Genomic DNA, 12943 nt, shown 5'->3' with positions numbered 1-12943 from the left:
GCACGGACGAGTACGACACGGAGGACTTGCGTGAACCTGCTGCTAGCAGAGGTGGCCCAGGCCACCCAGCGGCTGGCCGACGCCGGCGTGCCCTCGCCGCGCAACGACGCGGAGGAACTCGCCGCGTACGTGCACGGTGTGAAGCGGGGCGAGCTGCACTCCGTGAAGGACGTGGACTTCGACGCCCGCTACTGGGAGACCATCGCCCGGCGCGAGCAGCGTGAGCCGCTCCAGCACATCACCGGCCGGGCCTTCTTCCGGTACCTGGAACTCCAGGTCGGGCCAGGGGTGTTCGTGCCGCGCCCCGAGACCGAGTCGGTGGTCGGCTGGGCCATAGACGCGGTCCGCGCGATGGACGTCGTGGAGCCGCTGATCGTGGACCTCTGCACCGGATCCGGCGCCATCGCGCTCGCCCTCGCGCAGGAGGTCCCGCGCTCCCGGGTGCACGCCGTGGAGTTGTCCGAGGACGCCCTCCAGTGGACCCGCAAGAACATGGACGGCTCCCGCGTCGACCTGCGGCAGGGCAACGCGCTGGACGCCTTCCCCGACCTCGACGGCCATGTCGACCTGGTCATCTCCAATCCGCCGTACATCCCGCTCACCGAATGGGAGTACGTCGCGCCCGAGGCGCGGGACTACGATCCCGAACTCGCCCTTTTCTCGGGGGAGGACGGCCTCGACCTGATCCGCGGCATCGAACGCACCGCACACCGGCTGCTGCGCCCGGGCGGTGTCGTCGTCATCGAGCACGCCGACACCCAGGGCGGCCAGGTGCCGTGGATCTTCACCGAGGAGCGTGGCTGGGCCGACGCGGCCGACCACCCCGATCTCAACAACCGCCCGCGCTTCGCGACCGCCCGCAGGGCTACGCCATGACAGCCGCGTTCGCCTGGCAGGCAGCGAGTGAGCCGAAGGGGCGCGTCGGTGCCGAGACCGCTGGGGGTCCCCCCTCTGGGGGAGCGCGGAGGCCCGAAGGGGTGAGCACGGTCGGGGGCTCGACACCGACAACAGGCGCCCCGGAGGCGAACCGAGCTACAAAAAAAGGAGACCGCTAGACATGGCACGGCGATACGACACCAATGACGCGACCGACCGCACGACGGGTCTGCGCGAGGCCGCGTCCGCTGTCCGCCGGGGCGAACTCGTGGTCCTGCCGACCGACACGGTCTACGGCATCGGGGCCGACGCGTTCTCCTCGGAGGCCGTCGCCGATCTGCTGGACGCCAAGGGCCGGGGCCGCAACATGCCCACCCCCGTCCTCATCGGCTCCCCGAACACGCTGCACGGCCTCGTCACGGACTTCTCCGAGCTGGCCTGGGAACTCGTCGACGCGTTCTGGCCGGGCGCCCTCACGCTGGTCGCCAAGCACCAGCCGTCCCTCCAGTGGGACCTGGGGGACACCCGGGGCACGGTCGCCGTACGGATGCCGCTGCACCCGGTCGCGATCGAGCTGCTGACGGAGGTCGGTCCGATGGCGGTCTCCTCGGCGAACCTCACCGGCCACCCCGCGCCGGAGGACTGCGACGCGGCCCAGCAGATGCTCGGCGACTCGGTCTCCGTGTACCTCGACGGCGGTCCGACGCCCGGCAACGTGCCGTCGTCGATCGTCGACGTCACGCGCGAGGTGCCGCTGCTGCTGCGCGCGGGCGCGATCTCGGCCGAGGAGCTGCGGAAGGTCGTCCCCGACCTTGAGGTGGCGAATTGACAGCCCCTGACGCGGGGCGTGGCATAGGCAACGGGGAAGTGACGGGGACCTTCGGGCTCCCCATGGACAGCTTCCGCATCCTCCACGTCAGCACCGGCAACGTGTGCCGCTCGCCGATCACCGAGCGGCTGACCCGTCATGCCCTGGCGGACCGGCTCGGCGACCCGCTGTGGGGCGGGCTGATCGTGGAGAGCGCCGGGACGTGGGGCCATGAGGGCGCACCCATGGAGACCAACGCGGCGACCGTCCTCACCGACTTCGGCGCGGACCCCTCCGGGTTCACCGGCCGCGAGCTGCTCGACGACCACGTGATCCGCGCCGACCTGGTCCTGACGGCCACCCGGGACCACCGCGCCCAGGTCATCTCCATGGGCCACTCTGCGGGCCTGCGCACCTTCACCCTCAAGGAGTTCACCCGCCTGGTGAAGGCGATAGACCCCGCGACCCTCCCACCCCTGGAGGACGGCATGGTGGCCCGCGCCCGCGCCCTGGTCCGCGCGGCAGCGGCCCTACGAGGCTGGCTCCTGGCCCCCACGGCGGAAGCGGACGAGGTCTTCGACCCGTACGGCGCCCCCCTGCCGTTCTTCCGCTCCATCGGCGACGAGATAAACCAGGCGATCGATCCGGTGGTCACCGCCCTCACCGGCGTCCCGGCGAAGACGTAGCGACGCCCGCGGGGACTTGTTCCGACGGTCATGGCGCTCACGGGTGTGCCCGCAGGTATTTGATCCGGCGGGAGCGGAGTCGGCGACGCCTGCCGCGGAGCGGCTGATGTGGCTGAGCCAGGCGATCGATCCGGTGGTGACCGTGCTTCGCCGGCGTCCCCGCGAAGACGTGGCGACGGCCGCGCGCCCCACCCGCCCCGGGCCTACATTGGACGTACGTCACCGTCGACGGTCCGGAGTCCACCATGTCGGTCATCCCTGTCCTTGAGGCCGACGTGCTGCGTCGGCAGGACCCCGAGCTGGCCGAGATCCTGCTCGGGGAGCTGGCGCGGCAGTCGACGACGCTCCAGCTGGTCGCCGCCGAGAACTTCACCTCGCCCGCCGTGCTGGCCGCGCTCGGCTCCCCGCTCGCCAACAAGTACGCCGAGGGATACCCCGGCGCCCGCCACCACGGCGGCTGCGAGATCGTCGACGTCGCCGAGCGGGTCGCCGTCGACCGGGCGAAGGCGTTGTTCGGGGCCGGGCACGCCAACGTGCAGGCGCACTCCGGGTCTTCGGCCGTGCTGGCCGCCTACGCGGCGCTGCTGCGGCCCGGTGACACCGTCCTCGCGCTGGGGCTGCCGTACGGCGGGCATCTCACGCACGGGTCGCCCGCGAACTTCTCCGGGCGGTGGTTCGACTTCGTGGGATACGGGGTCGATGCCGAGACCGGGCTCATCGATTACGTGCAGGTGCGTTCCCTCGCCCGTACGCGCCGACCCAAGGCGATCGTGTGCGGGTCCATCGCCTGTCCCCGGCACATCGACTACGCCTTCTTCCGCGAGGTCGCCGACGAGGTGGGCGCCTATCTCATCGCCGACGCCGCGCATCCCATCGGCCTCGTCGCCGGGGGAGCGGCACCGAACCCGGTGCCGTACGCCGATGTCGTCTGCGCGACCACGCACAAGGTGCTGCGCGGGCCGCGCGGCGGGATGCTGCTGTGCGGGAGCGAGCTGGCGGAGCGGGTGGACCGGGCCGTCTTTCCGTTCACCCAGGGCGGTGCCCAGATGCACACCATCGCCGCCAAGGCCGTCGCGTTCGGCGAGGCGGCCACCCCCGCCTTCACGGCGTACGCCCATCAGGTGGTCGCCAACGCACGGGTGCTCGCGGCCGGGCTGGCGGCCGAGGGGTTCGTGGTCACCACCGGCGGCACCGACACCCATCTCATCACCGCCGACCCGCTGCCCCTCGGCGCCGACGGACGTGCCGCACGCGGTCAACTCGCCGCCGCCGGAATGGTGTTGGACTGCTGCGCGCTCCCGCACGGCGACTCGCGCGGGCTGCGGCTGGGTACCGCCGCGGTGACCACGCAGGGCATGGGGGAGGGCGAGATGGCGGGGATCGCGGCGCTGATGGCCGGGGTGCTGCGCGGGCGGGTCGACGCCCGGCGGGCCCGTGACGAAGTGCGGGATCTTGTGGGTGGATTCCTGCCCTATCCGGGCTGAACGGGGGTACCCGCACTCAGGTACACAGCCACACGTGCAACCATCGTCGCTACCCGGAAGTCCCCAACCATATGCGTCCCTCGCTAGGGTGTGGGGCTGTGATGGCCAGCGAGACCTGTGGGGAAGCCTGTGCGTGAATACCTGCTGACGCTCTGCGTGACGGCCGCGGTGACGTATCTGCTGACCGGGCCGGTGCGGAAGTTCGCGATCGTCGCCGGGGCGATGCCGGAGATCCGGGCCCGTGACGTGCACCGGGAACCCACTCCGCGGCTCGGCGGTATCGCCATGTTCTTCGGTCTGTGCGCCGGTCTGCTGGTCGCCGACCACCTGACCAACCTCAGCGAGGTCTTCGAGAACTCGAACGAGCCGCGTGCCCTGCTCTCCGGAGCCGCCCTGATCTGGCTGATCGGGGTCCTGGACGACAAGTTCGAGATCGACGCCCTGATCAAGCTGGGCGGCCAGATGATCGCCGCCGGCGTGATGGTCATGCAGGGTCTGACGATCCTGTGGCTGCCCATCCCGGGCGTCGGCAACGTGGCGCTGACCCAGTGGCAGGGCACCCTGCTCACCGTCGCCCTGGTCGTCATCACCATCAACGCGGTCAACTTCGTCGACGGCCTGGACGGCCTCGCCTCCGGCATGGTGTGTATCGCCGCCGCCGCGTTCTTCCTGTACGCCTACCGGATCTGGTACTCGTACGGCATCGAGGCCGCCGCCCCGGCCACGCTCTTCTCGGCGATCCTGATGGGCATGTGCCTGGGCTTCCTGCCGCACAACATGCACCCCGCGCGGATCTTCATGGGCGACTCCGGCTCGATGCTGATCGGCCTCGTGCTGGCCGCCGGCGCCATCTCCATCACGGGACAGGTCGACCCGGACGCGCTGCAGCTGTTCGTCGGCTCCGAGAAGGCGGCGGTGCACCAGACGGTGCCCGTCTACATCCCGCTGCTGCTCCCACTGACGATCATCGCGGTACCGGCCGCCGACCTCGTGCTGGCGATCGTCCGCCGTACCTGGCGCGGACAGTCGCCCTTCGCCGCGGACCGCGGCCATCTGCACCACCGGCTCCTGGAGATCGGGCACTCGCACAGCCGGGCGGTGCTGATCATGTACTTCTGGTCGGCGCTGATCGCGTTCGGGGCGCTGTCCTACTCGGTCAACTCGGCCTCGATGTGGATCGTCCTCGGCATCGTCTTCCTGAGCGCGGTCGGCCTGCTGCTGCTCCTGCTGCCGCGCTTCACTCCGCGCGCCCCGCGCTGGGCCGAGCACCTGGTGCCGCCGCGATATCGCCGTCGCAGGGCCGCAGTTGACCCCGTTGCCGTGCTGGCGGAGGAGGACCGTGACCCGCGTCCTCCGGTTGTCACCGGAGTGTCAGGAGTCAACGGGGCGACCGCAGTCGGCCCTCGTTCGCGCCTCCTGGACGGACGTAAAGCGGAGTCCTCGCGCTGACGCCAAGGTAAGAATCTGACTAAAGCGTTGCCATCTCGTGGGAGGACAAAGCCTCCCCATACCAGACAAGTTGGCCGTTATTTTGCACAGACGCGCACTGTCACTCTCATGTGTGACAGCAAGCACACCTTCTAGGTAAAGACCGCATCAAATAGTTTGTGATACGGTTCACGAGAACCCGGGACAGAGCCGAAGGACCGTAGTGCGACGGTCCATTGGCGTGAGGTTCTCTCTCATCCCGGGACTACGCTCGTCCATGACGACACGCCCCCCTTAGCAAGCGGAGTTGCCGCCATGCCGTCCAATGACGCCCGGATTCTCCTTCAAGCCGCTGTGCCCACAGCTGCCGTCGGCGCGATTGCCGCCGTCGTCAGTGCCGTGGTCGCCGGCGGTGAAGGAGCTATTGGGGCAGCCGTTGGGACGCTGATCGTGATCCTCTTCATGGGAATCGGGCTCTACGTTCTGCAGCGCACTGCCAAATCGCTTCCGCACCTGTTTCAGGCGATGGGCCTCATGCTCTTCGCGGCGCAGATTCTTCTGTTGTTCATTTTCCTTGCCGCGTTCAAGCACACCACGCTGTTCAATCCCAAGGCCTTCGCGTTCACCCTGCTCGCCGGAACCATCATCTGGACCGTCGCGCAGACCCGTGCCCACATGAAGGCCAAAATCCTCTACGTCGAGCCCGAGAAGTCGGGGCACTCGTCGTGAGAGGTAGGGCCGGGATAAGAGCACGTAAGCGACCCTGCTATCGTCCGGTGCCAACTGCGGCATCGCGGGCGCGGGCATCTGAGCTGACGCCTGCTCAATCGCGAGGCTTGATGCCCCACTGCCGCCCCCACATCCGTAACACCAGTCCAGTGCCGAACCGCGGCTGCGCGCCGCGCCGACACAACGAGGTTGCCGTACCTATGCGCCACGCTGAAGGAGCCCGCGGTGAGTGCTGACCCGACGCAGGTGCTCGCCTTCGAGACCGACTGCCACATCTTCGACGGCTGTGGCTTCCCGGCTCCCGGCCTGCACTCGTTCCTGTTCAAGCCCCTTCTGGGGGACGGCGACAGCAACGTGTACTTCAACAAGCCGATGCTGCTGGCGCTGCTCGGCTCGGTCATCGTCGTCGGCTTCTTCTGGGCCGCCTTCCGCAAGCCGAAGGTCGTCCCCGGCAAGCTGCAGATGGTCGCCGAGTCCGGCTACGACTTCATCCGCCGCGGAGTCGTCTACGAGACGATCGGAAAGAAGGAGGGCGAGAAGTACGTACCGCTGGTCGTCTCGCTGTTCTTCTTCATCTGGATGATGAACCTCTGGTCGATCGTCCCGGTCGCCCAGTTCCCGGTGACGTCGATCATCGCGTACCCCATCGTCCTCGCGGCGATCGTGTACATCACCTGGGTCTCCCTGACGTTCAAGCGGCACGGATTCGTCGGCGCCTTCAAGAACTTCAGCGGTTACGACAAGTCGCTCGGCGCGGTTCTCCCGCTGGCGATGGGCATCGAGCTGCTCTCGAACCTGATCGTCCGGCCGTTCACGCACGCGGTGCGACTCTTCGCGAACATGTTCGCGGGACACACCCTGCTGCTGCTCTTCACGATCGCCAGCTGGTACCTGCTCAACGGCATCGGCATCGCCTACGCGGGTGTCTCGTTCGTCATGGTCATCGTGATGACGGCCTTCGAACTCTTCATCCAGGCCCTGCAGGCGTATGTTTTCGTGCTGCTGACCTGCACCTTCATCCAGGGCGCGCTCGCCGAGAACCACTGAGCAACCCCCTCCGGAACCCCCCTTAGCGTCCGGTGGCCAATCCCCGCCGGTCCGTACAGATAAGGAAGAATCAGCATGGCTGCCATTGAGACCCTCGCCGCCGTCGGCGGTTCGCTCGGTTCGATCGGCTACGGCCTCGCCGCCATCGGTCCCGGCGTCGGCGTCGGCATCATCTTCGGTAACGGCACCCAGGCTCTGGCCCGTCAGCCCGAAGCTGCCGGCCTGATCCGTGCCAACCAGATCCTCGGCTTCGCCTTCTGTGAGGCGCTCGCCCTCATCGGTCTGGTCATGCCGTTCGTCTACGGCACCTGATCCACCGCGATCAGCGACAGCCCACTAGACGAAAGGCACTGACATGAGCCAGCTGCTCATTCTGGCGGCCGAGAAGGAGAATCCTCTCGTCCCGCCGATCCCCGAGCTTGTCATCGGCCTGATCGCCTTCGTCATCGTCTTCGGCTTCCTCGCCAAGAAGCTCCTCCCGAACATCAACAAGGTTCTGGACGAGCGGCGCGAGGCCATCGAGGGCGGTATCGAGAAGGCCGAGGCCGCCCAGACCGAGGCACAGAGCGTGCTTGAGCAGTACAAGGCTCAGCTCGCCGAGGCCCGGCACGAGGCCGCGCGGCTGCGCCAGGAGGCGCAGGAGCAGGGCGCCACGCTCATCGCCGAGATGCGCGCGGAAGGCCAGCGGCAGCGCGAGGAGATCGTCGCCGCCGGTCACACGCAGATCGACGCCGACCGCAAGGCCGCTTCGCAGGCGCTGCGCCAGGACGTGGGCAAGCTCGCCACCGACCTGGCCGGCAAGCTCGTCGGCGAGTCCCTTGAGGACCACGCCCGGCAGAGCCGTGTGATCGACCGTTTCCTTGATGAGCTTGAGGAGAAGGCCGAGGCGGCCCGATGACCATGCACGGAGCGAGCCGCGAGGCCCTGGCAGCCGCACGTGAGCGTCTCGACGCGCTGACGGACTCCACGTCCGTGAACGCGGCGCAGCTCGCCGACGAGCTGGCCGCCGTCACCGCGTTGCTCGGCCGTGAGGTGTCCCTGCGCCGGGTCCTCACCGACCCGGCGCAGGACGGCGAGGCCAAGGCCCAGCTGGCCGAGCGCCTGCTCGGCGCCCAGGTCGGCGGCCCCGCCCTCGACCTGCTGTCCGGCATGGTGCGCTCCCGCTGGTCGCAGTCCCGCGACCTGGTGGACGCGCTGGAGGAGCTGGCGGCCACCGCCGACCTCACCGCCGCCCAGCAGTCGGGCGAGCTCGACGACGTCGAGGACGAGCTGTTCCGGTTCGGCCGGATCGTCTCCTCGAACACCGGGCTGCGCGCCGCGCTGACCAACCGCGCCGCCGGCACCGCGGCCAAGAGCGAGCTGCTCGGCAGCCTGCTCGGCGGTCGCGCCAAGCCGGCCACCGAGCGACTGGTGACCCGCCTGGTGACCGCGCCCCGGGGACGTAGCCTGGAAGCGGGACTCGAATCCCTCTCCAAGCTCGCCGCCGAGCGCCGCAGCCGCCTGGTCGCGGTCGTCACCACGGCGGTCCCGCTGAGCGACCCGCAGAAGCAGCGCCTGGGCGCCGCCCTCGCGAAGCTCTACGGCCGCCACATGCACCTGAACATCGACGTGGACCCCGAGGTCCTCGGCGGCATCCGGGTGCAGGTCGGCGACGAGGTCATCAACGGCTCCATCGCGGACCGCCTCGATGACGCCGCCCGCCGCATGGCGAACTAGCAGCACCCATACAAAGACGTAGTAAGGCGGCCCGAGTTGGGCCGTGCAGAGGATTCACCTCGTCACGGGGGGAGTCCCCCCATCCCCCCAAGTGAAACTTCGGGCCCAACAAGGAGAGCAGGGAACCCAGATGGCGGAGCTCACGATCCGGCCGGAGGAGATCCGGGACGCGCTGGAGAACTTCGTCCAGTCGTACAAGCCGGACGCGGCCTCGCGCGAGGAGGTCGGTACGGTCACCCTTGCCGGCGACGGCATCGCGAAGGTCGAGGGCCTCCCCTCGGCCATGGCCAACGAACTGCTGAAGTTCGAGGACGGCACCCTCGGTCTCGCGCTCAACCTCGAAGAGCGTGAGATCGGTACCGTCATCCTCGGCGAGTTCAGCGGTGTCGAGGAGGGCCAGCCGGTCACCCGCACCGGAGAGGTCCTGTCCGTCGCCGTCGGCGAGGGCTACCTCGGCCGTGTCGTCGACCCGCTCGGCAACCCGATCGACGGCCTCGGCGAGATCGAGACCACCGGTCGCCGCGCGCTGGAGCTGCAGGCTCCGGGCGTCATGGTCCGCAAGTCGGTGCACGAGCCGATGGAGACCGGCTACAAGGCCGTCGACGCGATGACCCCGATCGGCCGTGGCCAGCGTCAGCTGATCATCGGCGACCGCCAGACGGGCAAGACCGCCCTGGCCGTCGACACGATCATCAACCAGCGCGACAACTGGCGCTCGGGCGACGTGAACAAGCAGGTCCGCTGCATCTACGTCGCCATCGGTCAGAAGGGCTCCACCATCGCCTCCGTGCGTGGTGCGCTCGAAGAGGCCGGCGCGCTGGAGTACACGACCATCGTCGCCGCCCCGGCGTCCGACCCGGCCGGCTTCAAGTACCTCGCCCCGTACACCGGTTCGGCCATCGGCCAGCACTGGATGTACGACGGCAAGCACGTCCTCATCATCTTCGACGACCTCTCCAAGCAGGCCGACGCCTACCGCGCCGTGTCCCTGCTGCTGCGCCGTCCGCCGGGCCGCGAGGCCTACCCGGGTGACGTCTTCTACCTGCACTCCCGTCTGCTGGAGCGCTGCGCGAAGCTCTCCGACGAGATGGGCAAGGGCTCGATGACCGGTCTGCCGATCGTCGAGACCAAGGCCAACGACGTCTCGGCGTTCATCCCGACCAACGTCATCTCCATCACCGACGGCCAGTGCTTCCTGGAGTCGGACCTCTTCAACGCCGGTCAGCGCCCCGCGCTGAACGTCGGTATCTCCGTCTCCCGAGTCGGTGGTTCCGCGCAGCACAAGGCGATGAAGCAGGTCTCCGGCCGACTGCGCCTCGACCTCGCCCAGTACCGCGAGCTGGAGGCGTTCGCCGCCTTCGGTTCCGACCTGGACGCCGCGTCGAAGGCCCAGCTGGAGCGCGGTCAGCGTCTGGTCGAGCTGCTCAAGCAGGCTCAGTACCAGCCGATGGCCACCGCCGACCAGGTCGTCTCCGTGTGGTCCGCGACCACCGGCAAGATGGACGACGTACCGGTCGCCGACATCCGCCGCTTCGAGAAGGAGCTGCTTGAGTACCTGCACCGCAAGGAGCAGGGCCTCATGACCTCCATCAAGGAGGGCGGCAAGATGTCGGACGACACCCTCACCGCCGCCGCGGACGCGATCGCCGAGTTCAAGAAGCAGTTCGAGACCTCGGACGGCAAGCTCCTCGGCGAGGACGCCCCGGCCGCGGCCAAGTGACGTAGGAAGGGACCTGACTCATGGGAGCCCAGCTCCGGGTCTACAAGCGTCGCATCCGATCCGTCACCGCGACCAAGAAGATCACCAAGGCGATGGAGATGATCGCCGCCTCGCGCGTCGTCAAGGCGCACCGCAAGGTGCAGGCCTCGACGCCGTACGCGAAGGAACTGACACGCGCGGTCACGGCGGTCGGTACGGGTTCCAACACCCGGCACCCGCTGACCACCGAGGCCGAGACGCCGACCCGTTCCGCGGTACTGCTCCTCACGAGCGACCGCGGTCTGGCCGGCGCCTTCAACTCCAACGCCATCAAGGCGGCGGAGCAGCTGACCGCGCGTCTCGTGGCCGAGGGCAAGGAGGTCGACACGTACATCGTCGGCCGCCGCGGTGTCGCCCACTACAACTTCCGTGAGCGCAAGATCTCGGAGCAGTGGACCGGCTTCACCGACGAGCCCACGTACGCGGACGCGAAGAAGGTCGCGGGTCCGCTGATCGAGGCGATCGAGCTGGACACGGCGGAGGGCGGCGTGGACGAACTCCACATCGTCTACACCGAGTTCGTCTCGATGATGACGCAGACGCCGATCGACAGCCGGCTGCTGCCCCTCAGCCTCGAAGAGGTCGCGGAGGACGTGCCCTCGGGCGAGATCCTTCCGCTGTACGACTTCGAGCCGTCGGCGGAGGACGTCCTGGACGCCCTGCTGCCGCGGTACGTCGAGAGCCGCATCTACAACGCGCTGCTCCAGTCGGCCGCCTCCAAGCACGCGGCCACCCGCCGCGCGATGAAGTCGGCGACCGACAACGCGGGAGACCTGATCACCACGCTCTCCCGTCTTGCCAACGCGGCCCGCCAGGCCGAAATCACCCAGGAAATCAGCGAGATCGTCGGTGGCTCCGCAGCCCTGGCCGACGCGACCGCGGGGAGTGACAAGTAATGACGACGACAGTTGAGACGGCCGTTGCCACGGGCCGCGTCGCCCGGGTCATCGGCCCGGTCGTCGACGTGGAGTTCCCCGTCGACGCGATGCCGGAGATCTACAACGCTCTGCACGTCGAGGTGGCCGACCCGGCCCTGGACGGCGCGAAGAAGACGCTGACCCTGGAGGTCGCCCAGCACCTGGGTGACGGTCTGGTCCGCACGATCTCGATGCAGCCCACCGACGGTCTGGTCCGCCAGGCCGCCGTCACCGACACGGGCACGGGCATCACCGTCCCGGTCGGCGACTTCACCAAGGGCAAGGTGTTCAACACCCTTGGTGAGGTGCTGAACAGCGACGAGAAGTACACGGGCGAGCGCTGGTCCATCCACCGCAAGGCCCCCCGCTTCGACGAGCTTGAGTCGAAGACCGAGATGTTCGAGACCGGCGTCAAGGTCATCGACCTGCTGACCCCGTACGTCAAGGGCGGCAAGATCGGCCTGTTCGGCGGTGCCGGCGTCGGCAAGACGGTGCTCATCCAGGAGATGATCTACCGCGTCGCCAACAACCACGACGGTGTCTCCGTGTTCGCCGGTGTCGGCGAGCGCACCCGTGAGGGCAACGACCTCATCGAGGAGATGGCCGACTCGGGCGTCATCGACAAGACGGCGCTCGTCTTCGGTCAGATGGACGAGCCCCCGGGCACCCGTCTGCGCGTGGCCCTGGCCGGTCTGACCATGGCGGAGTACTTCCGCGATGTGCAGAACCAGGACGTGCTGTTCTTCATCGACAACATCTTCCGCTTCACGCAGGCCGGTTCCGAGGTCTCGACCCTGCTCGGCCGGATGCCCTCCGCGGTGGGCTACCAGCCGAACCTGGCCGACGAGATGGGTCTCCTCCAGGAGCGCATCACCTCGACCCGCGGTCACTCGATCACCTCGATGCAGGCGATCTACGTCCCCGCGGACGACCTGACCGACCCGGCCCCGGCCACCACGTTCGCCCACCTCGACGCGACGACGGTTCTCTCCCGTCCGATCTCCGAGAAGGGCATCTACCCGGCCGTGGACCCGCTGGACTCCACGTCCCGCATCCTGGACCCGCGCTACATCGCGGCGGAGCACTACAACACCGCGATGCGCGTCAAGACGGTCCTCCAGAAGTACAAGGACCTCCAGGACATCATCGCGATCCTCGGTATCGACGAGCTGGGCGAGGAGGACAAGCTCACCGTCCACCGTGCCCGTCGTGTGGAGCGCTTCCTGTCCCAGAACACCCACGTCGCCAAGCAGTTCACCGGCGTCGACGGGTCGGACGTCCCGCTGGACGAGTCGATCGTGGCCTTCAACTCGATCATCGACGGCGAGTACGACCACTTCCCGGAGCAGGCGTTCTTCCTCTGCGGTGGTATCGAGGACCTGAAGGCGAACGCGAAGGAGCTGGGCGTCTCCTGACCCCGTGCTTCACCTGAGGGGGTGGGGCGTGTCCCACCCCCTCTTTCATGCCTACTAGAATTGAACCCACACCCGGCA

General features: G+C 68.4%; 13 protein-coding genes. All 13 read left to right on the top strand.

Translation table 11 applies throughout. From position 1 onward, the window contains the following. Positions 1–30 precede the first annotated feature (30 nt). The 13 genes from prmC to atpD all read left to right on the top strand — a co-directional run bounded on the left by prmC (position 31) and on the right by atpD (position 12865). On the top strand, positions 31–876 hold the full coding sequence (gene prmC, locus OG226_RS17375) for a peptide chain release factor N(5)-glutamine methyltransferase (RefSeq protein ID WP_019060714.1): 846 nt from the start codon (positions 31–33) through the stop codon (positions 874–876). A 181-nt stretch (positions 877–1057) separates the two neighbouring features. Further along, positions 1058–1705, top strand: a complete 648-nt coding sequence (locus OG226_RS17370) for an L-threonylcarbamoyladenylate synthase (protein ID WP_019060715.1) — start codon at positions 1058–1060, stop codon at positions 1703–1705. After that, positions 1702–2370, top strand: coding sequence for an arsenate reductase/protein-tyrosine-phosphatase family protein (locus OG226_RS17365; protein ID WP_026150979.1), 669 nt, complete (start codon positions 1702–1704; stop codon positions 2368–2370). The genes OG226_RS17370 and OG226_RS17365 overlap by 4 nt, the downstream gene beginning before the upstream one ends. A 245-nt stretch (positions 2371–2615) precedes the next feature. Continuing rightward, positions 2616–3854 carry a serine hydroxymethyltransferase gene (gene glyA, locus OG226_RS17360; protein ID WP_329349384.1) on the top strand — a complete coding sequence of 413 codons (1239 nt, stop codon included), beginning with the start codon at positions 2616–2618 and terminating at the stop codon, positions 3852–3854. 129 nt (positions 3855–3983) lie between these two features. Continuing rightward, positions 3984–5303 (top strand): MraY family glycosyltransferase, encoded by a 1320-nt coding sequence (locus tag OG226_RS17355; protein WP_328679034.1) that lies wholly within the window; start codon positions 3984–3986, stop codon positions 5301–5303. 294 nt (positions 5304–5597) lie between these two features. Then, complete coding sequence (locus tag OG226_RS17350) at positions 5598–6011, top strand: hypothetical protein (RefSeq protein ID WP_328679032.1); 414 nt, start codon at positions 5598–5600, stop codon at positions 6009–6011. Between the two features lie 210 nt (positions 6012–6221). Further along, the gene (gene atpB / locus OG226_RS17345) at positions 6222–7058 is read left to right on the top strand and encodes a F0F1 ATP synthase subunit A (protein ID WP_329353417.1); all 837 of its coding nucleotides are present in this window, start codon (positions 6222–6224) and stop codon (positions 7056–7058) included. Between the two features lie 75 nt (positions 7059–7133). After that, the gene (locus tag OG226_RS17340; RefSeq protein WP_093629141.1) at positions 7134–7370 is read left to right on the top strand and encodes a F0F1 ATP synthase subunit C; all 237 of its coding nucleotides are present in this window, start codon (positions 7134–7136) and stop codon (positions 7368–7370) included. Positions 7371–7413: 43 nt separating this feature from the next. Further along, entirely contained in the window at positions 7414–7956 is a 543-nt protein-coding gene (locus tag OG226_RS17335) for a F0F1 ATP synthase subunit B (RefSeq protein WP_200679770.1), read from the top strand. A gap of 2 nt (positions 7957–7958) precedes the next feature. Beyond that, positions 7959–8774 (top strand): F0F1 ATP synthase subunit delta, encoded by an 816-nt coding sequence (locus OG226_RS17330; RefSeq protein WP_328686340.1) that lies wholly within the window; start codon positions 7959–7961, stop codon positions 8772–8774. 130 nt (positions 8775–8904) lie between these two features. Continuing rightward, entirely contained in the window at positions 8905–10494 is a 1590-nt protein-coding gene (gene atpA, locus OG226_RS17325; protein ID WP_328679024.1) for a F0F1 ATP synthase subunit alpha, read from the top strand. A gap of 20 nt (positions 10495–10514) precedes the next feature. Beyond that, on the top strand, positions 10515–11429 hold the full coding sequence (locus tag OG226_RS17320; RefSeq protein WP_328679022.1) for a F0F1 ATP synthase subunit gamma: 915 nt from the start codon (positions 10515–10517) through the stop codon (positions 11427–11429). Continuing rightward, the gene (gene atpD / locus OG226_RS17315) at positions 11429–12865 is read left to right on the top strand and encodes a F0F1 ATP synthase subunit beta (protein ID WP_019060726.1); all 1437 of its coding nucleotides are present in this window, start codon (positions 11429–11431) and stop codon (positions 12863–12865) included. Before OG226_RS17320 ends, atpD begins: the two co-directional genes overlap by 1 nt. Positions 12866–12943 lie beyond the last annotated feature (78 nt).

Source organism: Streptomyces sp. NBC_01261, from assembly GCF_036226385.1.
Classification (GTDB): Bacteria; Actinomycetota; Actinomycetes; order Streptomycetales; family Streptomycetaceae; genus Streptomyces.
This window is presented reverse-complemented; position numbering and strand designations above follow the sequence as displayed.

Bases quoted from the DNA above. Each gene is read 5' to 3' on its own strand.
- atpD (WP_019060726.1), top strand. From the start codon at position 11,429: ATGACGACGACAGTTGAGACGGCCGTTGCCACGGGCCGCGTCGCCCGG.
- atpA (WP_328679024.1), top strand. From the start codon at position 8,905: ATGGCGGAGCTCACGATCCGGCCGGAGGAGATCCGGGACGCGCTGGAG.
- OG226_RS17320 (WP_328679022.1), top strand. From the start codon at position 10,515: ATGGGAGCCCAGCTCCGGGTCTACAAGCGTCGCATCCGATCCGTCACC.
- OG226_RS17340 (WP_093629141.1), top strand. From the start codon at position 7,134: ATGGCTGCCATTGAGACCCTCGCCGCCGTCGGCGGTTCGCTCGGTTCG.
- OG226_RS17335 (WP_200679770.1), top strand. From the start codon at position 7,414: ATGAGCCAGCTGCTCATTCTGGCGGCCGAGAAGGAGAATCCTCTCGTC.
- glyA (WP_329349384.1), top strand. From the start codon at position 2,616: ATGTCGGTCATCCCTGTCCTTGAGGCCGACGTGCTGCGTCGGCAGGAC.
- OG226_RS17350 (WP_328679032.1), top strand. From the start codon at position 5,598: ATGCCGTCCAATGACGCCCGGATTCTCCTTCAAGCCGCTGTGCCCACA.
- OG226_RS17330 (WP_328686340.1), top strand. From the start codon at position 7,959: ATGCACGGAGCGAGCCGCGAGGCCCTGGCAGCCGCACGTGAGCGTCTC.
- OG226_RS17370 (WP_019060715.1), top strand. From the start codon at position 1,058: ATGGCACGGCGATACGACACCAATGACGCGACCGACCGCACGACGGGT.